Source organism: Rathayibacter sp. VKM Ac-2762 (assembly GCF_009866585.1).
Lineage (GTDB): Bacteria > Actinomycetota > Actinomycetes > Actinomycetales > Microbacteriaceae > Rathayibacter.
In genome coordinates, this window is sequence record NZ_CP047419.1 from 55,829 (window position 1) to 75,603 (window position 19,775).

Here is a 19,775-nt window from a genome sequence, read left to right on the forward strand (position 1 = left end):
CAAAACCCCCGCAAGTCCTCCTGTCCTCGTGCCGCCCCGTGCGGCCGCCCGGATGCGGATGCTTGCACCTAAGTCCTGAGGAGGACCCACAGTGGCTAAGGCCAAGTTCGAGCGGACCAAGCCGCACGTCAACATCGGAACCATCGGTCACGTCGACCACGGAAAGACCACGCTCACCGCGGCGATCTCGAAGGTTCTGGCGGACAAGTTCCCGTCCGCGACCAACGTCCAGCGTGACTTCGCGTCGATCGACTCCGCTCCCGAGGAGCGCCAGCGCGGCATCACGATCAACATCTCGCACGTCGAGTACGAGACGCCGAAGCGCCACTACGCGCACGTCGACGCCCCGGGTCACGCCGACTACATCAAGAACATGATCACCGGCGCGGCCCAGATGGACGGCGCGATCCTCGTGGTCGCCGCCACCGACGGCCCGATGGCTCAGACCCGTGAGCACGTCCTCCTCGCCAAGCAGGTCGGCGTCCCCTACCTGATGGTCGCGTTGAACAAGTCCGACATGGTGGACGACGAGGAGATCCTGGAGCTCGTCGAGCTCGAGGTCCGCGAGCTCCTCTCGTCGCAGGGCTTTCCCGGCGACGACGCTCCGGTCATCCGCGTCTCGGGCCTCAAGGCCCTCGAGGGCGACGAGACGTGGACCCAGTCCATCCTCGACCTCATGGACGCCGTCGACGAGTCCATCCCGGACCCGGTGCGCGACAAGGACAAGCCGTTCCTCATGCCGATCGAGGACGTCTTCACGATCACCGGTCGTGGAACCGTCGTCACCGGCCGTGCGGAGCGTGGAACCCTCGCTCTGAACTCCGAGGTCGAGATCGTCGGCATCCGCCCGACGCAGAAGACCACGGTCACCGGAATCGAGATGTTCCACAAGCAGCTCGACGAGGCCTGGGCCGGCGAGAACTGCGGTCTGCTCCTCCGCGGCACCAAGCGCGAGGACGTCGAGCGCGGCCAGGTCGTCGTCAAGCCGGGTTCGGTCACGCCGCACACGGACTTCGAGGGCACCGCGTACATCCTGTCCAAGGATGAGGGTGGGCGTCACAACCCGTTCTACGCGAACTACCGTCCGCAGTTCTACTTCCGCACCACCGACGTCACCGGCGTCATCACGCTGCCCGAGGGCACCGAGATGGTCATGCCCGGCGACACCACCGACATGACGGTCGCGCTGATCCAGCCGATCGCCATGGAGGAGGGCCTCGGCTTCGCCATCCGTGAGGGTGGACGCACCGTGGGTGCCGGTACGGTCACCAAGATCATCAAGTAGGTCCGTCCTACCGATCTCTCGAGAGGGGTCGTCCGCTTCGGCGGGCGGCCCCTCTCGTCGTTCCCGGGGACGCCCGGCTAGCGTGGCGGCATGCCCTTCGTGAAGAGCGACCCCCGTGCCCTCCCGCAGTTCTTCGAGTGGGAGGCGGCCGGCCTGGACTGGCTGCGCGAGGCGGACGGCGGTGCGCGCTGTGTCGGGGTGGAGAGGGTGTCGCCCGGGCGCATCGAGCTGGAGGAGATCCGCTCCGTGCGTCCCTCGGCCGAGTCGGCTCGGGCTCTCGGCGCCGCGCTCGCCCGGACGCACGACGCCGGAGCCGCGGCGTTCGGAGCGCCGCCCCCGGGATGGACCGGCCCCGCCTACATCGGCCGCCGCGGGATGCCGTGCCGCCCGGACGACTCGTGGGGGCGCTTCTACGCGGAGCAGCGGGTGCGGCCGTTCCTCGGCCCCGCCGTGGAGGCGGGCAACCTCACGGCAGCCGAGTCGCGGCTCGTCGAGCAGGCTCTGGGCCGGGTGGCGGCCGGAGCCTTCGACGACGGTGCGGGGCCCGCCCGGATCCACGGGGACCTCTGGACCGGCAACGTGCTCTGGACGGCGGACGGCGCCGTCCTGATCGACCCCGCCGCTCACGGGGGACACCGCGAGACCGATCTGGCGATGCTGGCCCTCTTCGGTGCTCCGCACCTCGACGCCGTCCTCGAGGGCTACCGCGAGCAGCATCCGCTGGGGGCCGGCTACGAGGAGCGGGTGCCACTCCACCAGCTGCACCCGCTCGCCGTTCACGCCGCCGGTCACGGTCCCTCCTACGGCCGCGCCCTGGCAGACGCAGCGGAGCAGGTGATCGCACTGGCCGGCTGACCGGCGCGCCCGCACCGTTCCCCCAGCCGGGAGCGCCACACTGAGGCACGCGCCGCCCTGTGCGCGTTTACAAGGAGGCATCATCGTGGATCTCGGGAAGCTCGGACGCCAGGCCGGCGAACTGCTCAACAGCCGGAAGGCCCAGGACGCGCTGCGGAGCGAGAAGGCCGAGCAGGTCTCCGACCAGACCCTCGAGAAGGCGGGCGAGATCGCCAGCCGCCTCACCAACGGCAAGTACGACGACCGCATCGAGGACCTGAAGCGCCAGGCCGACAAGCGGATCGGCAACGAGTAGCGGCTGCCGTCCGACTGCTCCTCCCCGCCGTCAAGCGGGTGCGGGCCTCGGATCCGCCGTCCTATCGTCGGATCGATGGCTGACACTCGCGCGCAACGACTCCGCAGGACCGATTCGAGCGGGCGCGGCTACACCCGGGTGCGCGCGGGCTCCGGCTTCAGCTACCGCGACCCGAAGGGCGCGACCGTCGCCGACAAGGAGCTGCGCGGGCGCTTCGACCGTCTCGGCATCCCGCCGGCCTGGACGGACGTCTGGATCGCCCCGTACCCCAACGGGCACATCCAGGCCACCGGCGTCGACTCCGCCGGCCGCCGCCAGTACATCTACCATCCGACCTGGCGCGAGCAGAAGGACCGGATCAAGTTCGACCGGGCGCTGCGGCTCGCGGAGGCCCTGCCCGGGGCGCGCCGGGCCGTGACCATCGCCCTCCGCTCGGACGGACCCAGCCGCGAGCGCGCGCTGGCCACCGCCTTCCGGATGCTCGACACCGGATCGCTCCGCGTCGGCAGCGAGAGGTACGCGAAGGAGCACGGCAGCATCGGCCTCTCGACGCTCCTGTGCGCGCACGCCACGACCCACGGGGACCGGGTCGCCCTCGCCTTCCCCGGGAAGAGCCACCAGGCGTGGACGAGCGAGATCCTCGACCACGACCTCTCGCGCGTCGTCCGTGCACTCAAGCGTCGCGGGCCGAACGCCCGCCTGCTCGCCTGGAAGGACGGGCGGGAGTGGCGGCCGATCTCGGCACCCGAGATCAACGACTACGTGCGCGAGCGCGCCGGCGACGACTTCACGGCGAAGGACTTCCGCACTCTGCACGGCACGGTCGCGGCCGCGCTGAGCCTGGCGAAGTCGGGCCCGCAGGCCACGCAGCGCGCTCGGAACTCCGCGATCGCCCAGGCGATGCGCGACGCCTCCGACGTGCTCGGTAACACGCCGACGGTCGCCCGCGCCAGCTACGTCGACCCGCGGCTTCTGGACCACTTCCGCGCCGGCGAGACCATCGACGCGTCGCGCCCCGCGTCGGCCGAGACCGCCGTCCGGGCGCTGCTCTTCGAGTAGCGGGGGAGGCGCTCCGACCCGCGCTGCTGCTCGGAGCGACCGGCTCCCCAGGGCCGTCACGACGTGCTCGCGGAGGAGCCCTCCGGCGCGACACGCCCGGGTTGCAGGGGTGGGGCATCTGTGGGAGACTCTTCTAGTTCAAAATTTCCTCTCGGGCGGCGTGCTGCTCGGAGGGGGACACTGCCAGGCAGTGCCGAGACGGCATCGCGGAGGCTCGACCCGAGAGGGCGGCCGCGCGGGTGCGACGTCGAGGCGGCGGGTAGCAGAACGACAACAACCGACATCTCAACGGTCTCTCCGTGCGTCGTGCGTTCTGCACGCCGATCGGAGCGCCCCAGGGGTGCGGTGCTTTTGACAGAAGAACACTGGTTGCACTTTTCCGGGTCACCGGAGTTCCTTCGCGAGCGCGTCCAATGCGAGGCGAGTCCGGCTCCGGCCGGGGGAGTCGCGTACGACGCAATAACAAGAGAGTGAGAGATCACACATGGCGGGACAGAAGATCCGCATCCGACTGAAGTCGTACGACCACGAGGTCATCGACACGTCGGCGCGCAAGATCGTCGACACGGTCACCCGTGCCGGTGCAACGGTGGTCGGCCCCGTGCCGCTGCCGACCGAGAAGAACGTGGTCTGCGTGATCCGTTCTCCCCACAAGTACAAGGACAGCCGCGAGCACTTCGAGATGCGCACCCACAAGCGCCTCATCGACATCATCGACCCGACGCCCAAGGCCGTCGACTCGCTCATGCGCCTCGACCTGCCGGCCGACGTCAACATCGAGATCAAGCTCTAAGGAGGAGTGCCACCATGTCTGTCACTGTTTCCCCCACGCTGAAGACCAGCAAGGGCCTCCTCGGCACCAAGCTCGGAATGACCCAGGTCTGGGACGAGAACAACAAGCTCGTGCCGGTCACCGTCATCGAGATCAGCCCCAACGTCGTGACCCAGGTCCGCACGGAGGAGAAGGACGGCTACACCGCCGTCCAGCTCGCCGCCGGTGCGATCGACCCGCGCAAGGTGAACAAGCCCGCCGCCGGTCACTTCGACGCCGCGGGCGTCACCCCCCGCCGCCACCTCACCGAGGTCCGCACCTCCGACGCCGCCGACTACTCGGCCGGCCAGGAGCTGACCGTGGACGCCGTCTTCGAGGCCGGCACCAAGGTCGACGTCGTCGGCACCAGCAAGGGCAAGGGCTTCGCCGGTGTCATGAAGCGTCACAACTTCAAGGGCGTCTCGGCTTCGCACGGTTCGCACCGCAACCACCGCAAGCCCGGCTCCATCGGCGCCTCCTCGACCCCCAGCCGTGTCTTCAAGGGCATGCGCATGGCCGGTCGCATGGGTGGCGAGCGCGTCACCGTGCTCAACCTCAAGGTGCACTCCGTCGACGCCGAGAAGGGCCTGCTGCTCGTCAAGGGCGCCGTCCCCGGTGCCCGCGGTCGCCTCGTGTTCGTTCGCAACGCCGTGAAGGGAGCGTAGTTCCATGGCTACCTCTGTCGACATCATCGACGTCAAGGGCCAGAAGGCGGGCTCGGTCGAGCTCCCCGCCGCGCTCTTCGACGTCCAGACCAACATCCCCCTCATCCACCAGGTCGTCGTGGCCCAGCTCGCCGCGGCGCGCCAGGGAACCCACAAGACGAAGAACCGCGGTGAGGTCTCCGGAGCCGGTCGCAAGCCGTTCAAGCAGAAGGGAACCGGTCGCGCTCGTCAGGGCTCGATCCGCGCCCCGCACATGACCGGTGGTGGCGTGGTCCACGGACCGACCCCCCGCAGCTACGCGCAGCGCACCCCCAAGAAGATGATCGCCGCTGCTCTGCTCGGCGCTCTCTCGGACCGCGCCCGCGGTGCCCGCATCCACGTGGTCGAGTCCCTCGCCCTCGGCGACACCCCCCGGACCAAGGACGTCCTCGTCCTGCTCGACGCCCTCTCGGTGTCGCGCAACGTCCTCGTGGTGCTCGAGCGCGACGACTACATCGCCGAGCTCTCGCTCCGCAACGTGCCGTTCGTGCACATCCTGCCGGCCGACCAGCTCAACGCGTACGACGTGCTCGTCTCCGACGACATCGTGTTCTCGAAGGGCGCGCTCGACGCGTTCATCGCGGCCAAGTCGGGCGTCGAGTCCAACAAGGAAGAGGTGAACGCATGAGCCAGTCCGCCGCGTTCAACAAGGACCCCCGCGACGTCATCATCTCCCCGGTGGTCTCGGAGAAGTCCTACGGCCTGATCGACGAGGGCAAGTACACCTTCGTGGTCGACCCGCGTTCGAACAAGACCGAGATCAAGCTCGCCATCGAGAAGATCTTCGGCGTCGAGGTCGCGTCGATCAACACGCTGAACCGCCAGGGCAAGACCCGCCGCACGAAGTTCGGCACCGGCAAGCGCAAGGACACCAAGCGCGCGATCGTCACGCTGAAGTCCGGCTCCATCGACATCTTCACGAGCGTCGGCTGAGCCGAAGAAGCGTAGAGGAAACAGACAATGGCTATTCGTAAGTACAAGCCCACGACCCCCGGTCGCCGCGGCTCCAGCGTTGCCGACTTCGCCGAGATCACCCGCTCGACGCCCGAGAAGTCGCTCCTGCGCCCGCTGTCCAAGACCGGTGGCCGCAACAACTCCGGCCGCATCACGACGCGTCACATCGGTGGTGGCCACAAGCGCCAGTACCGTCTGATCGACTTCCGTCGCAACGACAAGGACGGCGTCAACGCCAAGGTCGCTCACATCGAGTACGACCCCAACCGCACGGCGCGCATCGCGCTGCTCCACTTCGTGGACGGCACCAAGCGCTACATCCTGGCCCCGAACAAGCTCTCGCAGGGCGACGTCGTGGAGTCGGGCGCCGGCGCCGACATCAAGCCCGGCAACAACCTGCCGCTGCGCAACATCCCGACCGGTACGGTCATCCACGCCATCGAGATCAAGCCGGGAGGCGGCGCCAAGCTCGCCCGCTCGGCCGGCACCTCGGTCCGCCTCGTCGCCAAGGACGGCCCCTACGCGCAGCTCCGCCTGCCGTCGGGCGAGATCCGCAACGTCGACGCGCGCTGCCGCGCCACGATCGGCGAGGTCGGCAACGCCGAGCAGTCGAACATCAACTGGGGCAAGGCCGGCCGCATGCGCTGGAAGGGCGTCCGCCCGACCGTCCGCGGTGTCGCGATGAACCCGGTCGACCACCCGCACGGTGGTGGAGAGGGCAAGACCTCCGGTGGACGCCACCCGGTCAGCCCGTGGGGTCAGTCCGAGGGACGCACCCGTCGCCCCAACAAGGAGAGCGACAAGCTCATCGTTCGCCGCCGCACCGCCGGTAAGAAGCGCAAGTAGGAGTTGTAGAAGATGCCTCGCAGTCTCAAGAAGGGCCCCTTCGTTGACGACCACCTGCTCCGCAAGGTGTTCACGGCCAACGAAGCCGGCAACAAGAACGTCATCAAGACCTGGTCGCGCCGTTCGATGATCATCCCGGCGATGCTGGGTCACACCATCGCGGTCCACGACGGTCGCAAGCACATCCCCGTGTTCGTGACCGAGACCATGGTCGGCCACAAGCTCGGCGAGTTCGCCCCCACTCGGACCTTCCGCGGTCACGAGAAGGACGACAAGAAGGGCCGTCGCCGCTGACGCGGCGACGAGAAGGAGGAGAGAAATGGTGGAGTCGATCGCACGCGTGCGACACATCCGCGTCACCCCCCAGAAGGCTCGCCGTGTCGTGAACCTGATCCGCGGGAAGCAGGCTCAGGAGGCACTGGCCATCCTGAAGTTCGCGCCGCAGGGTGCGTCCGAGCCCGTCTACAAGCTCGTCGCCTCGGCGATGGCCAACGCTCGCGTCAAGGCCGATGCCTCGAACGAGTACCTCGACGACCAGGACCTGATCGTGTCCCGCGCCTTCGTCGATGAGGGAACCACCCTCAAGCGATTCCAGCCCCGTGCTCAGGGTCGTGCCTTCCGCATCAACAAGCGCACCAGCCACATCACCGTCGTGCTGGCCACTCCTGAGGAGGGGACCAAGTAATGGGTCAGAAAGTAAACCCCTACGGTTTCCGTCTGGGAATCACCACCGACCACGTGTCGCGCTGGTTCTCCGACAGCACCAAGAAGGGCCAGCGGTACAGCGACTACCTCGCCGAGGACGTCAAGATCCGCCGACTCCTCGCCACGCAGCTCGACCGTGCGGGCGTCGCCCGCATCGAGATCGAGCGCACCCGTGACCGCGTCCGGGTCGACATCCACACCGCCCGCCCGGGCATCGTGATCGGCCGCCGCGGCGCCGAGGCCGAGCGCATCCGCGCCGACCTCGAGAAGCTCACGGGCAAGCAGATCCAGCTGAACATCCTCGAGGTCAAGAACCCCGAGGCCGAGGCTCAGCTGGTCGCCCAGGGCATCGCCGAGCAGCTCTCCGCCCGCGTGGCCTTCCGCCGCGCGATGCGCAAGGGCCTGCAGGGCGCTCAGCGCGCCGGCGCCAAGGGCGTCCGCATCCAGGTCTCCGGCCGCCTCGGCGGCGCCGAGATGAGCCGCTCGGAGTTCTACCGCGAGGGACGCGTGCCGCTGCACACCCTCCGCGCGAACATCGACTACGGCTTCTACGAGGCGAAGACCACCTTCGGCCGCATCGGCGTGAAGGTCTGGATCTACAAGGGCGACATCACCAACAAGGAGCTCGCCCGCGAGCAGGCGAACAGCAAGTCGTCGCGCCCCGAGCGCAGCGACCGTCCGCGCCGTGCACCCCGCCAGCAGAGCGAGGCGCCCGTCGCAGCAGGAGTTGAGGCATAACCATGTTGATTCCGCGTCGAGTCAAGCACCGCAAGCAGCACCACCCGGGCCGGTCCGGCCAGGCCACCGGTGGCACCAAGGTGTCGTTCGGTGAGTTCGGCATCCAGGCCCTCACCCCCGCCTACGTGACCAACCGTCAGATCGAGTCCGCTCGTATCGCGATGACGCGTCACATCAAGCGCGGCGGAAAGGTGTGGATCAACATCTACCCCGACCGTCCGCTCACCAAGAAGCCCGCCGAGACCCGCATGGGTTCCGGTAAGGGCTCGCCGGAGTGGTGGGTCGCGAACGTCAAGCCGGGTCGCGTCCTCTTCGAGGTCGCCGGCGTCGACGAGCAGCTCGCTCGTGAGGCCATGACCCGTGCCATCCACAAGCTGCCCCTCAAGGCACGCATCATCAAGCGCGAGGAGGGAGACGCGTAATGGCGATCGGATCCAAGGAGCTCGCCCCCGCCGAGCTCGACACCTACGAGGACGAGCGTCTCGTCACCGAGCTGAAGAAGGCCAAGGAGGAGCTGTTCAACCTCCGCTTCCAGTCGGCCACCGGTCAGCTGGACACCAACGGCCGCCTGCGTGCCGTCAAGCGCGACATCGCCCGCATCTACACGGTCATCCGTGAGCGCGAGCTGGGCATCCGCGCCACCCCCGCACCCGTCGAGGCCCCGGCCAAGGTGGAGAAGAAGCCCAAGACCAAGAAGGCCGCCAAGGCCGAGGTCGAGGCGACCGAGTCGAACGAGGAGGCCAAGTAATGGCAACCGTCAATGACAGCGCCGGCCACGAGTCGGCCGCCCACGACGTGAAGGAGGCGGGCGCTCGCGGATACCGCAAGACCCGTCGCGGCTACGTCACCAGCGACAAGATGGACAAGACCATCGTCGTCGAGGTCGAGGACCGGGTGAAGCACCCGCTGTACGGCAAGGTCATCCGCCGTACGTCCAAGGTCAAGGTCCACGACGAGCTGAACTCCGCCGGCATCGGCGACTCCGTCGTCATCAGCGAGACCCGTCCCCTCAGCGCCACCAAGCGCTGGCGCCTGGTCGAGATCCTCGAGAAGGCCAAGTAGGCCGCGGCCTACTTGAGTTAGCAGGAGAGACACATGCTTCAGCAAGAATCCCGAGTCAAGGTCGCCGACAACACCGGCGCCAAGATGCTCCTCACCATCCGCGTCCTCGGAGGCTCCGGCCGCCGCTACGCGGGCCTCGGTGACATCATCGTCGCCACCGTCAAGGACGCGATCCCCGGTGGCAACGTGAAGAAGGGCGACGTGGTCAAGGCCGTCATCGTCCGCACCATCAAGCAGACCCGTCGCGCCGACGGCTCGTACATCAAGTTCGACGAGAACGCCGCCGTCATCCTCAAGAACGACGGGGACCCCCGCGGCACCCGCATCTTCGGACCGGTCGGTCGCGAGCTCCGCGACAAGAAGTTCATGAAGATCGTCTCGCTGGCACCGGAGGTTATCTAGTCATGGCCAAGATCAAGAAGGGTGACCTCGTCCAGGTCATCTCGGGCGCTACCCAGGCCCGCGGTGGAGACCGCGGCAAGCAGGGCAAGGTCCTCGAGGTGCTGGTCGAGCGCAACCGCGTCGTCGTCGAGGGCGTGAACTTCGTCAAGAAGCACGTCCGCGTCGGCCAGACGCAGCGCGGCTCGAAGGAGGGCGGCATCGAGACCGTCGAGGCCTCGATCCACATCTCCAACGTCGCGCTCGTCGACCCGAAGACCAAGAAGCCGACCCGGGTCGGCCACCGCAACGTGGCCGTCACCAAGGACGGCGTGACCAAGACCGTTCGCGTGCGCTACGCGAAGGCGTCGGGTGAGGAACTGTAATGACTGACACCACCGCAGTGGCTGCGAAGGTTCAGCCGCGGCTCAAGGCCAAGTACCAGGCCGACATCATCCCCGCTCTCAAGGAGCAGTTCGGCTTCGGCAACGTCCACCAGGTCCCCGGCCTGGTCAAGGTCGTCGTCAACACCGGTGTCGGTGAGGCCGCCCGCGACGGCAAGATCATCGACGGCGCGGTCAAGGACCTCACCGCCATCACCGGTCAGAAGCCGCAGGTCACCAAGGCCCGCAAGTCCATCGCGCAGTTCAAGCTGCGCGAGGGTCAGGCCATCGGCGCTCACGTCACCCTCCGGGGCGACCGCGCCTGGGAGTTCCTGGACCGCCTGCTCTCGGTGGCGCTGCCCCGCATCCGCGACTTCCGCGGGCTGTCGGACCGCCAGTTCGACGGCAACGGCAACTACACCTTCGGCATCACGGAGCAGTCGATCTTCCACGAGATCGACCAGGACCGCATCGACCGCGTCCGCGGCTTCGACGTGACCGTCGTGACCACCGCCAAGACCGACGACGAGGGTCGCGCGCTGCTCAAGCAGCTCGGCTTCCCGTTCAAGTCGTCGGACAACGCGTAAGCAGCAAGCCTCGAGGCCGGGGGACGGTGAGAACCGCCCTCCGGCCTCGTCGTGCGTCCGCCGCCGGACCGGTCCGTCCGGAGCCGGCGGCGGGCGCCACGCGGGATCCCCGGATCCCGTGCACGATCGGCCCTCGACCGCAGGACCTCGGCCATGTAGCATGGCTCGTTGGCCTGCGTTCGCGCGGCCGCATGGGCGTCGACGTCGTCGGCGCCGTCCCACACCACAGGTCGTCACTCTTGTAAAGGGTGCCGAAACCAGGCGAGAAAGGCACCATCAGCCATGACCATGACTGATCCGGTCGCAGATCTGCTGACCAGAATCCGTAACGCGAACTCCGCGCACCACGACTCCATCACCCTCCCGGGCTCGAAGCTCAAGGCGAACATCGCCGAGATCCTCAAGACCGAGGGCTACATCGCCGACTGGAAGGTCGAGGAGGCGCGCGTCGGCACGACGCTCTCCATCTCCCTCAAGTACGGCCCGAACCGCGAGCGCTCGATCGCCGGCATCAAGCGGGTCTCGAAGCCCGGACTCCGCGTGTACGCGAAGTCGGCCGAGATCCCCACCGTGCTCGGCGGCCTCGGCGTCGCCATCCTGTCCACCTCGAGCGGTCTCCTGACCGACCGCCAGGCCGAGAAGAAGGGCGTGGGTGGGGAAGTCCTCGCCTACGTGTGGTAACCCCTCATGTCGCGTATTGGAAGACTCCCCATCGAGATCCCGGCGGGCGTCGACGTCTCCGTCGCCGGATCCGCTGTGACCGTCAAGGGCCCCAAGGGCGAGCTGACCGTCTCGGTCGCCAGCCCCATCCAGGTGTCCGTCGAGAACGGCCAGGTGCTGGTCTCGCGTCCCGATGACGAGCGCGAGTCGCGCTCGCTCCACGGCCTCACCCGCACGCTCATCGCGAACGACATCATCGGTGTCACGCAGGGCTACTCCAAGGGCCTCGAGGTCGTCGGAACCGGTTACCGCGTGCTGGCGAAGGGCTCGGACATCGAGTTCGCGCTCGGCTTCTCGCACCCGGTCGTCGTCACCCCGCCCGCGGGCATCTCGTTCACGGTCGAGGGCAACAACAAGCTCACCGTGCACGGCATCTCGAAGCAGGCCGTCGGTGAGGTGGCCGCCAACATTCGTAAGATCCGCAAGCCCGAGCCCTACAAGGGCAAGGGCGTGCGCTACGCCGGCGAGGTCGTTCGCCGCAAGGCCGGAAAGAGCGGTAAGTGATCATGGGACTCGGAACCAGAGGAAAGAGCAAGTCCGCTGCGCGCGGTCGTCGTCACGACCGTCTGCGCAAGAAGGTCGTCGGATCCGCCGAGCGCCCCCGCCTCGTCGTCAACCGCTCGGCCCGCCACGTCTTCGTGCAGGTCGTCGACGACGCTCAGGGCCGCACCCTCGCGTCGGCGTCGACCCTCGAGGCCGACCTGCGCGTGTTCGACGGCGACAAGACCGCCAAGGCCCGCAAGGTCGGCGAGCTCGTCGCCGAGCGCGCCAAGAACGCCGGTGTCGAGGCGGTCGTCTTCGACCGCGGAGGCAACAAGTACGCCGGTCGCGTCGCCGCGATCGCCGATGGAGCACGAGAGGCAGGGCTCAACCTGTGAGCGCCGCAGAGAACAAGGAACCCGAGGTCGCCGCTGTGTCGGAGGCCCCCGTCGAGACCGCTGCGTCCACGCAGCCGCAGCAGGAGGCTCGTGAGCCCCGCCGCGGCGGCCGCGACCGCAACCAGGGTGGCCGCGACCGCGGTGGCCGTGACGCCGAGAAGAGCCAGTTCCTCGAGCGCGTCGTGACCATCAACCGCGTGTCGAAGGTCGTCAAGGGCGGCCGTCGCTTCAGCTTCACCGCGCTCGTGGTCGTCGGAGACGGCAACGGACTGGTGGGCGTCGGCTACGGCAAGGCCCGCGAGGTCCCGACCGCCATCTCCAAGGGCGTCGAGGAGGCGAAGAAGAACTTCTTCCGCGTCCCCCGCGTCGCCTCGACCATCCCGCACCCCGTCCAGGGTGAGGCCGCCGCCGGTGTGGTGCTCCTGCGCCCCGCCGCCGCGGGTACCGGTGTCATCGCCGGCGGTCCCGTCCGCGCCGTCCTCGAGTGCGCCGGCATCCACGACGTCCTGAGCAAGTCGCTCGGCTCGTCGAACACCATCAACATCGTCCACGCGACCGTCGAGGCTCTGAAGCAGCTCGAGGAGCCGCGCGCCGTCGCCGCTCGTCGTGGTCTCGACTTCGATCAGGTCGCGCCGGCACGTCTCGTCCGTGCCGAGGCCGACGCCCTCGCCGCCGCGTCCAACGCGAAGGCAGGTGCCTGATGGCCCAGCTCAAGGTGACCCAGATCAAGTCGAAGGTCAGCGAGAAGCAGTACCAGCGCGACACGCTGCGCTCGCTCGGCCTCAGGAAGATCGGTCAGAGCGTCGTCCGCGAGGACAACGCCCAGAACCGCGGATACGTGAAGACCGTCGCCCACCTGGTGAAGGTCGAGGAGATTGACTAATGGCTGAGACGAAGAAGGCCGCCGCCGCGGAGTCCACGACTCCCGCGCAGGCGACCACCACGAAGGGCGCGGCGGCGCCGGCGACCAAGGAGCACGTGCTCAAGGTCCACCACCTCCGCCCCGCTGCCGGCGCCAAGAAGGCCAAGACCCGCGTGGGTCGCGGTGAGGGCTCCAAGGGAAAGACCGCCGGTCGCGGCACCAAGGGCACCAAGGCCCGCTACCAGGTGCGAGTCGGCTTCGAGGGTGGGCAGATGCCGCTGCACATGCGCACCCCGAAGCTGCGCGGCTTCAAGAACCCGTTCCGGGTCGAGTACCAGGTCGTGAACCTGTCCGCTCTCGCGGAGCTCTACCCCCAGGGCGGCGACGTCACCATCGGCGACCTGGTCGCCAAGGGTGCTGTCCGCAAGAACGAGAAGGTCAAAGTCCTCGGGGACGGCGACATTGCGGTTAAGCTGAACGTCGCGGTCGACAAGGTCTCCAGCTCTGCCGAGCAGAAGATCGTCGCTGCGGGCGGATCCATCAAGTAGCACCAGCAGCTTGTCGGTCGAGCTTGCCACGCCGACTCCCTCCGGGAGTGCGTGGCAAGCTCGACCTGTATCCCGCACCACAGAATTGAGCAGGAGACCTTAGGTAGTGTTTGGCGCCGTTGCGCGGATCTTCCGCACCCCCGACCTCCGCCGCAAGATCGGCTTCACCCTCGCGATCGTGGCGATCTTCCGGCTGGGATCCTTCATCCCTGCTCCGTTCGTCGACTTCAGCGCCGTGCAGGCCTGTCTCGCCGGCAACCAGGGCACCTCGGGTCTCTACGAGCTCGTGAACCTCTTCAGCGGTGGAGCACTGCTCCAGCTGTCGATCTTCGCGCTCGGGATCATGCCGTACATCACGGCGTCGATCATCGTGCAGCTGCTGCGCGTGGTCATCCCTCACTTCGAGACGCTGTACAAGGAGGGGCAGTCCGGTCAGGGCAAGCTCACCCAGTACACGCGGTACCTCACCATCGCGCTCGGCGTCCTCCAGTCGACGACGCTGATCACCGTCGCCCGCTCGGGCGCCCTCTTCGGCAACTCCGGCGTCCCGGAGTGCTCGGCGCTCATCATCACCGACGAGTGGTACTCCATCCTCCTCATGGTCATCACCATGACCGCGGGCACCGGGATCATCATGTGGATGGGCGAGCTCATCACCGAGCGCGGCATCGGCAACGGCATGTCGCTGCTGATCTTCACCTCGATCGCCGCCCAGTTCCCCACCTCCCTGTGGTCGATCGCGCAGTCGCGCGGCTTCGAGACCTTCCTCCTCGTCCTCGGCGTGGGCCTCGTGCTCGTGGTCGCCGTGGTCTTCGTGGAGCAGTCTCAGCGGCGGATCCCCGTGCAGTACGCCAAGCGGATGGTCGGCCGCCGCACCTACGGCGGCAACAACACCTACATCCCGATCAAGGTCAACATGGCCGGCGTCGTGCCCGTCATCTTCGCCTCGTCGCTGCTGTACCTGCCCGCGCTCATCGCGCAGTTCAACCAGCCCGCCGCTGGCCAGGAGGCCCCGGTCTGGGTCACCTGGATCACGAACTACCTCACCAAGGGCGATCACCCGCTCTACATGGCGCTGTACTTCCTCCTGATCGTGGGCTTCACCTACTTCTACGTCGCGATCACCTTCAACCCGGACGAGGTCGCCGACAACATGAAGCGCTACGGCGGCTTCATCCCCGGCATCCGCGCCGGCCGCCCGACCGCCGAGTACCTCAACTACGTGCTCACCCGGGTGACGCTGCCCGGATCGGTCTACCTCGGCCTCATCGCGCTCGTGCCCCTCGTGGCCCTCGCGCTGGTCGGTGCGAACCAGAACTTCCCCTTCGGCGGCACGTCCATCCTGATCATCGTCGGAGTCGGCCTGGAGACGGTGAAGCAGATCGACTCCCAGCTGCAGCAGCGCCACTACGAAGGACTCCTCCGATGACGTCGCACCCGATCGGCTTCCGTCTCCTGCTGATCGGCCCTCCCGGCGCAGGCAAGGGGACCCAGGCCGCTCGGCTGAGCGACATCCTCCGGGTGCCCGCCATCTCGACCGGGGACATCTTCCGCGCGAACGTCGCCAACGAGACCGACCTCGGTCTCCAGGCGAAGGCCTACCTCGACAACGGGCGCTACGTGCCGGACGAGCTGACCAACGCGATCGTGCACGACCGCCTCCAGGAGGCGGACGCGTCGACCGGGTTCCTGCTCGACGGCTACCCGCGCACCACGGAGCAGGTCGACGAGCTCGACCGCATCCTCGCAGCGGACGACAACCGGCTCGATGCGGTCGTCCAGCTGACGGCCGATCCCGACGAGGTCGTCGGCCGCCTTCTCAAGCGCTCGCTCGAGCAGGGGCGCAGCGACGACACCGAGGACGTCATCCGGCGCCGACTCGCGCTCTACGAGGAGCAGACCGCTCCGCTCATCGACGTCTACGCGGCCCGCGGGCTCGTGGTCGTGGTCGACGGCCTCGGGCCGGTCGACGAGGTGACCGAGCGGATCGTCGTCGCCCTCGAGGGCCACCGCGTGGGCCGCCTCGACACGCCGGCCGCCTGAGCCGTGGCGTTCCGCTCCTCGCTCTACAAGACGCCCGCGCAGCTGCGGTCGATGCTCGCTCCGGGCCTCGCCACGGCCGCCTCGCTCGATGCGGTCCGCGCGGCGATCCGCCCGGGCGTCACCACGCTCGAGCTCGACGCGATCGCCGAGTCGGCGATCGTCGCACTCGGCGGCCACTCGAACTTCCAGCTCGTCCCGGGCTACCGGCACACGATCTGCGCCTCGGTCAACGACGAGGTGGTCCACGGCATCCCCGGCGGGCGCGTGCTCGAGCCGGGCGACCTGGTCTCCATCGACAGCGGCGCCGAGATCGACGGCTGGAACGGCGACTCCGCGATGACGGTGGTCCTGCCCGATCCCTCCCGCCCGGAGGAGGTCGCGGCACGCGCCGAGCTCTCGCGGGTGACTGAGGGATCCCTGTGGCGGGGGATCGCCGCCCTCGCCTCCGCCCGCCATCTCAACGAGGTCGGCGCGGCGATCGAGGAGTACATCGAGGACGAGGCCGAGCGCTCGGGCCGCGTCTACGGCATCCTCACCGACTACATCGGCCACGGCATCGGGCGCACCATGCACGAGGCTCCGCCGGTCTTCAACTACCGGGTGCGCCAGCGCGGCCCCGAGGTGAAGGCGGGACTCGTCGTCGCGATCGAGCCGATGGTCACCGCGGGCAGCGCCGAGACCTTCGTCCGCGAGGACGAGTGGACGGTCGCGACCGAGGACAGCAGCATGGCCGCCCACTGGGAGCACTCCGTCGCCGTGCACCACGACGGCATCTGGGTCACCACGCTCGCCGACGGCGGCGCGGCCGGCCTCGCCCCCTACGGGATCGTGCCGACGCCCTTCGCCTGACTCGACGACGCGCAGGGGTGGGGCCGGTCCGATGCGGAGGGAGGGTGCTGTCGTCCTCTCGCGACTGGCTCGGGTCTGGCGGGCGCCCGCAGGGCGCGGGATGGCGCGAGAGGACGACAGCACCCTCTCGATCCCTGTCTGAGCGGACAGTCAGCTGTCGATCACCCGCACCAGCTCCTCGATGAAGCCGCCGAAGTCCGTGGAGCGCCGGATGAGGCGCTGCACCTCCGCCCGGTCGGCGAACACCTCGACGAACTGGTCGAACACCGACTGGAAGGTGCTGCGGCCGGCCGAGGCGAACGCGATCATCGCGATCACGTTCACCCGCTGCTCGCCCCACTCCATCGCCGTGTCGTTCACGACGATCGCGATCGAGGTGCGGCGGGCGCTCATCGCCATCGCGTGGGGGACCGCGAGGTTGTCGGTGAACGCCGTGGAGCTCATCCGCTCGCGCTCGATGGCGCCGTCGACGTAGTCCTCGTCGATGATGCCGCCGGCGATCATCCGCTCGCCCAGCATCCGGATCATCGCCGCCTCGTCGCGCGCGTGCACGTTGCGGAAGAACAGCTCCTCGTCGAAGAACTGCAGCAGCTCGTCCTTGATCTGCGCGCGGCGGCGGTGCCGGCGGACGCGGGCGATGGCGCGGCGCACCGTCTCGACGTCGTGGTCGGTGAGGAACGGCTGCACCACCACGACGTCGTCGGACGCGGGGCGCTCGTCGATCGTGGTGATCACGAGGTCGGCGGTGAGCCGGTCCCAGTCGACGTCGCTCCGCGTGATCAGCGAGCGCACCTCCACCTCGGTGCCGAGGGAGCGCTCGACGCGCAGGCGCAGCATGTGAGCGAGGTCGTAGTAGTTGGGGCAGACGATCACGCAGGACAGACGCTCCTCCCGCCGGGACACCCGCTCGAGGAACGAGCCGACGTGGAGGGCGATGTAGGCGATCTCGTCCTCGTTGACCACGATGCCCCGCCGGCGCTGCAGCCCGCTCGCCAGGAACACCGCGATCTCGTAGGTCATCGGGTAGCTGGTCTTGATGGAGCGGGTGAGCGGGTTGCGGGAGTAACCGCCCTCGGCGGCCCGGGCGATCAGGTTCCGCACGTGCAGGGCGAGGCGGACGATGAAGCCCTCGTCGTCGAGGTCGACCAGGTACTCGCGGTTGACGTCGGCGACGAGCTCGCGGACGACGGCGAGGTCCTCCGGGTCGAGGTAGTTCTCCACCACGGCGGCGACCGGCTCGTTCTGCCCGGGCGTCGCCACCCGCGTCGTCATCAGGATCGCGAGCTGGGCGAGCTCGGCGTCGGTCAGGCGCGTCGCGAAGTGCCGCTCCACCAGCTCCGCCAGCAGGGCCGCGAGCTCGCCGTGGATCGCGGGGGAGGGGCGGGAGCCGGAGGGGTCCCCGATGCCCCGGGCGACGCGGTCGACGGCGATCGCGATGTGGAGGAGGACGCTGTTCACGCCGTAGTCGTTGATGTAGTAGCCGCGGGTCTCGAGCTCGGCCAGCAGCTCGGTCTTGAAGGCGCCGAGGCCGGGGGAGGCGAACTCGCGCTGGACGTCGTCGAGCGTGAAGACGCCCTGCGCGCTCTCGTCGCGGAACATCCGCGAGATCAGGCGGCGGCGGGCCTCCTCGCTGCCCTCGAGGCGCACCGACGGGCCGCGCCGGACCAGCCCGAGGCCGGCCTCGTCGGCGAGGGCCTTCACCCGGCGCAGATCGGCGTCGACGGTCGACTCGCTCACCGACAGCGCGTCGGCGAGGGCGAAGACGTCCAGGCCCTCGTCGGAGTCGACCAGGCGGCGGACGATGCTGTACAGCCGGTCACGCGGTGTGTCGGGCTCGACGTCGCGGCTGCGCTGCGCCTCCAGGTAGGCCGCGTACGCCTCGCGCGCGAGCCGGTAGCCGTTCGCGGAGGACTCGACCGGCTCCAGCGGGGCGGCCTGCGCCTTCACCGCGGTGACGTAGCTCCGGACGCTGCGGGTGGTGACTCCGAGCCTGTCGGCGAGCTCGTGCGCCGTCACCCAGCCGTCGGCGCGGGAGAGGTACTCCAGCAGTCGTTCGCGGTTGTCAGGCATCAGGCTCCAGGCGTGCGGTCGGGGCGGGCGCCGGGAGCGCCACGACCTTGCCGCGGGCCCGCAGGACGCGGGCGGCGAGTCGTACGTCCCGTCAGTCAATCACCCCGGCGACGCGCCCGGGAGCCCCCGCGCCGCGGGTGGAAGGGGCCGTCTTCCGCCCCCGCGGAAGATTGTCTGCTGGAGGGTGCCGCCCCTCCGAGGGGATGCTTGGATGAATCACGACCCGGACGCGAGGAGGCGAACGAGGTGCGGAAGATCCTGATCGTCTGCGGTGCAGGCGCGTCGAGCACGTTCCTGGCCCACCGGCTGCGAGCGGGCGCGAAGGAGCGCGGCATGGATGCCGTGTTCCGCTCCGAGACCCTCACCGGTCTCGACCACTCCCTCCCCGAGGCCGACGTCCTCCTCGTGGGGCCGCACCTCGAGTCGCAGTTCGACGGACTCCGCCACCGTGCGGAGCTCGTGGGAGCCGCGGCCGCCCTCCTCCCGCCCGATGTCTTCGGAGCGCACGGTGCCGATGCCGTGCTCGAGACCCTGCCCGTCCTCTTCGCCGCTCGCGCGGTCGTCGCAGGCGCGGACGGGGACTCCTCCACCCGCCCGGTCCGTCCGGGCGAGCCCGACTCCGGGCACCACTGATGCAGTCGCGACTGCAGGATCAAGGAGAAACGTTCATGGTCGAGCGCACCGTGCAGGTTGCATCGTCGAAGGGCCTCCACGCCCGCCCCGCCTCGCTCTTCAGCCAGGCCGCGGCGAAGTCGGGTCAGAAGGTCCTCGTCGCCAAGGGCGACGCGACCCCGGTCAACGCCGCGTCGATCCTCGGGATCATCTCGCTCGGCATCGAGCACGGCGACGAGCTCACCGTCAGCGTCGAGGGCGACAACGAGCAGGCCGTGCTCGAGGAGCTCGCGACCTTCCTCACCACCGACCACGACGCGTGACGCCTAGCGTCACGCGAGGCGGCCGGCCCCGGCGCCCACGGCGCCGGTAGCCGCGGCAGCCCCCCGGAGCGTGACGGCGACCCTCACCGGGTCGCATCAGGCGCCTGCGGGACCCGGCCCCGCCCTCTCCCGGCCCCACGCCGCCGCCCCGCTCTCTCCCGGCCCCCCGCATCCTCTTCTCCCGCCCGCACTCCGCACGACAGGAACG

The 19,775-nt window shown here is 68.9% G+C and carries 30 protein-coding genes; 29 read left to right on the plus strand and 1 reads right to left on the minus strand.

The genetic code is table 11. From position 1 onward, the window contains the following. Positions 1–91 precede the first annotated feature (91 nt). The 27 genes from tuf to map all read left to right on the plus strand — a co-directional run bounded on the left by tuf (position 92) and on the right by map (position 16,562). Entirely contained in the window at positions 92–1,285 is a 1,194-nt protein-coding gene (gene tuf, locus GTU71_RS00270; RefSeq protein ID WP_159915396.1) for an elongation factor Tu, read from the plus strand. Between the two features lie 90 nt (positions 1,286–1,375). Beyond that, positions 1,376–2,140: a fructosamine kinase family protein gene (locus GTU71_RS00275; protein ID WP_104274337.1), complete on the plus strand. Its 765-nt coding sequence runs from the start codon at positions 1,376–1,378 to the stop codon at positions 2,138–2,140. An 85-nt stretch (positions 2,141–2,225) separates the two neighbouring features. Next, positions 2,226–2,435, plus strand: a complete 210-nt coding sequence (locus GTU71_RS00280; RefSeq protein WP_159939075.1) for an antitoxin — start codon at positions 2,226–2,228, stop codon at positions 2,433–2,435. 75 nt (positions 2,436–2,510) lie between these two features. Continuing rightward, positions 2,511–3,494, plus strand: a complete 984-nt coding sequence (locus GTU71_RS00285) for a DNA topoisomerase IB (RefSeq protein ID WP_159939076.1) — start codon at positions 2,511–2,513, stop codon at positions 3,492–3,494. A 484-nt stretch (positions 3,495–3,978) separates the two neighbouring features. Further along, on the plus strand, positions 3,979–4,287 hold the full coding sequence (gene rpsJ, locus GTU71_RS00290) for a 30S ribosomal protein S10 (RefSeq protein WP_005050520.1): 309 nt from the start codon (positions 3,979–3,981) through the stop codon (positions 4,285–4,287). Positions 4,288–4,301: 14 nt separating this feature from the next. Next, positions 4,302–4,970, plus strand: a complete 669-nt coding sequence (gene rplC / locus GTU71_RS00295; RefSeq protein ID WP_104224566.1) for a 50S ribosomal protein L3 — start codon at positions 4,302–4,304, stop codon at positions 4,968–4,970. 4 nt (positions 4,971–4,974) lie between these two features. Then, positions 4,975–5,637 (plus strand): 50S ribosomal protein L4, encoded by a 663-nt coding sequence (rplD, locus tag GTU71_RS00300; RefSeq protein ID WP_104224565.1) that lies wholly within the window; start codon positions 4,975–4,977, stop codon positions 5,635–5,637. After that, a complete protein-coding gene (gene rplW / locus GTU71_RS00305; protein ID WP_068209445.1) occupies positions 5,634–5,942 on the plus strand; it encodes a 50S ribosomal protein L23 in 309 nt (102 codons plus the stop codon). The genes rplD and rplW overlap by 4 nt, the downstream gene beginning before the upstream one ends. Positions 5,943–5,969: 27 nt before the next feature. After that, on the plus strand, positions 5,970–6,809 hold the full coding sequence (gene rplB, locus GTU71_RS00310) for a 50S ribosomal protein L2 (RefSeq protein WP_068251462.1): 840 nt from the start codon (positions 5,970–5,972) through the stop codon (positions 6,807–6,809). 12 nt (positions 6,810–6,821) lie between these two features. Further along, a complete protein-coding gene (rpsS, locus tag GTU71_RS00315) occupies positions 6,822–7,103 on the plus strand; it encodes a 30S ribosomal protein S19 (protein WP_055787078.1) in 282 nt (93 codons plus the stop codon). A gap of 25 nt (positions 7,104–7,128) precedes the next feature. Next, on the plus strand, positions 7,129–7,494 hold the full coding sequence (gene rplV / locus GTU71_RS00320) for a 50S ribosomal protein L22 (protein WP_077221988.1): 366 nt from the start codon (positions 7,129–7,131) through the stop codon (positions 7,492–7,494). Continuing rightward, entirely contained in the window at positions 7,494–8,252 is a 759-nt protein-coding gene (gene rpsC, locus GTU71_RS00325; protein ID WP_068209439.1) for a 30S ribosomal protein S3, read from the plus strand. Before rplV ends, rpsC begins: the two co-directional genes overlap by 1 nt. 2 nt (positions 8,253–8,254) lie before the next feature. Continuing rightward, entirely contained in the window at positions 8,255–8,674 is a 420-nt protein-coding gene (rplP, locus tag GTU71_RS00330; protein ID WP_068209436.1) for a 50S ribosomal protein L16, read from the plus strand. Further along, a complete protein-coding gene (gene rpmC / locus GTU71_RS00335; protein ID WP_159939077.1) occupies positions 8,674–9,000 on the plus strand; it encodes a 50S ribosomal protein L29 in 327 nt (108 codons plus the stop codon). Before rplP ends, rpmC begins: the two co-directional genes overlap by 1 nt. Next, positions 9,000–9,314, plus strand: a complete 315-nt coding sequence (gene rpsQ, locus GTU71_RS00340; protein WP_104224563.1) for a 30S ribosomal protein S17 — start codon at positions 9,000–9,002, stop codon at positions 9,312–9,314. The genes rpmC and rpsQ overlap by 1 nt, the downstream gene beginning before the upstream one ends. Before the next feature lie 33 nt (positions 9,315–9,347). Next, positions 9,348–9,716, plus strand: coding sequence for a 50S ribosomal protein L14 (rplN, locus tag GTU71_RS00345; protein ID WP_104224562.1), 369 nt, complete (start codon positions 9,348–9,350; stop codon positions 9,714–9,716). A 2-nt stretch (positions 9,717–9,718) separates the two neighbouring features. Further along, positions 9,719–10,078: a 50S ribosomal protein L24 gene (rplX, locus tag GTU71_RS00350; RefSeq protein WP_104224561.1), complete on the plus strand. Its 360-nt coding sequence runs from the start codon at positions 9,719–9,721 to the stop codon at positions 10,076–10,078. Continuing rightward, a complete protein-coding gene (gene rplE, locus GTU71_RS00355; RefSeq protein ID WP_068209425.1) occupies positions 10,078–10,662 on the plus strand; it encodes a 50S ribosomal protein L5 in 585 nt (194 codons plus the stop codon). The genes rplX and rplE overlap by 1 nt, the downstream gene beginning before the upstream one ends. A gap of 282 nt (positions 10,663–10,944) precedes the next feature. Further along, positions 10,945–11,343 (plus strand): 30S ribosomal protein S8, encoded by a 399-nt coding sequence (rpsH, locus tag GTU71_RS00360; protein WP_068209423.1) that lies wholly within the window; start codon positions 10,945–10,947, stop codon positions 11,341–11,343. A 6-nt stretch (positions 11,344–11,349) separates the two neighbouring features. After that, positions 11,350–11,886, plus strand: a complete 537-nt coding sequence (rplF, locus tag GTU71_RS00365; protein WP_104224560.1) for a 50S ribosomal protein L6 — start codon at positions 11,350–11,352, stop codon at positions 11,884–11,886. A gap of 2 nt (positions 11,887–11,888) precedes the next feature. Further along, positions 11,889–12,260: a 50S ribosomal protein L18 gene (gene rplR / locus GTU71_RS00370; RefSeq protein ID WP_056037296.1), complete on the plus strand. Its 372-nt coding sequence runs from the start codon at positions 11,889–11,891 to the stop codon at positions 12,258–12,260. 35 nt (positions 12,261–12,295) lie between these two features. Next, positions 12,296–12,961: a 30S ribosomal protein S5 gene (rpsE, locus tag GTU71_RS00375; RefSeq protein ID WP_181027197.1), complete on the plus strand. Its 666-nt coding sequence runs from the start codon at positions 12,296–12,298 to the stop codon at positions 12,959–12,961. Then, positions 12,961–13,143: a 50S ribosomal protein L30 gene (rpmD, locus tag GTU71_RS00380; RefSeq protein WP_181024623.1), complete on the plus strand. Its 183-nt coding sequence runs from the start codon at positions 12,961–12,963 to the stop codon at positions 13,141–13,143. Before rpsE ends, rpmD begins: the two co-directional genes overlap by 1 nt. Continuing rightward, positions 13,143–13,670: a 50S ribosomal protein L15 gene (gene rplO / locus GTU71_RS00385; RefSeq protein ID WP_104226755.1), complete on the plus strand. Its 528-nt coding sequence runs from the start codon at positions 13,143–13,145 to the stop codon at positions 13,668–13,670. Before rpmD ends, rplO begins: the two co-directional genes overlap by 1 nt. Positions 13,671–13,776: 106 nt before the next feature. Beyond that, complete coding sequence (gene secY / locus GTU71_RS00390) at positions 13,777–15,099, plus strand: preprotein translocase subunit SecY (RefSeq protein ID WP_104224557.1); 1,323 nt, start codon at positions 13,777–13,779, stop codon at positions 15,097–15,099. Beyond that, on the plus strand, positions 15,096–15,713 hold the full coding sequence (locus tag GTU71_RS00395; RefSeq protein WP_181065530.1) for an adenylate kinase: 618 nt from the start codon (positions 15,096–15,098) through the stop codon (positions 15,711–15,713). The genes secY and GTU71_RS00395 overlap by 4 nt, the downstream gene beginning before the upstream one ends. 3 nt (positions 15,714–15,716) lie before the next feature. Further along, positions 15,717–16,562 (plus strand): type I methionyl aminopeptidase, encoded by an 846-nt coding sequence (gene map, locus GTU71_RS00400; RefSeq protein WP_159939078.1) that lies wholly within the window; start codon positions 15,717–15,719, stop codon positions 16,560–16,562. Positions 16,563–16,712: 150 nt separating this feature from the next. Here map and GTU71_RS00405 read toward each other — a convergent pair whose 3' ends face one another. Beyond that, complete coding sequence (locus GTU71_RS00405) at positions 16,713–18,632, minus strand: BglG family transcription antiterminator (RefSeq protein ID WP_104255705.1); 1,920 nt, start codon at positions 18,630–18,632, stop codon at positions 16,713–16,715. A 207-nt stretch (positions 18,633–18,839) separates the two neighbouring features. Between GTU71_RS00405 and GTU71_RS00410 the strand changes: the two genes are divergently transcribed. Further along, a complete protein-coding gene (locus GTU71_RS00410; protein WP_181065531.1) occupies positions 18,840–19,265 on the plus strand; it encodes a PTS sugar transporter in 426 nt (141 codons plus the stop codon). A 35-nt stretch (positions 19,266–19,300) separates the two neighbouring features. Further along, complete coding sequence (locus GTU71_RS00415; protein ID WP_104224553.1) at positions 19,301–19,567, plus strand: HPr family phosphocarrier protein; 267 nt, start codon at positions 19,301–19,303, stop codon at positions 19,565–19,567. Positions 19,568–19,775 lie beyond the last annotated feature (208 nt).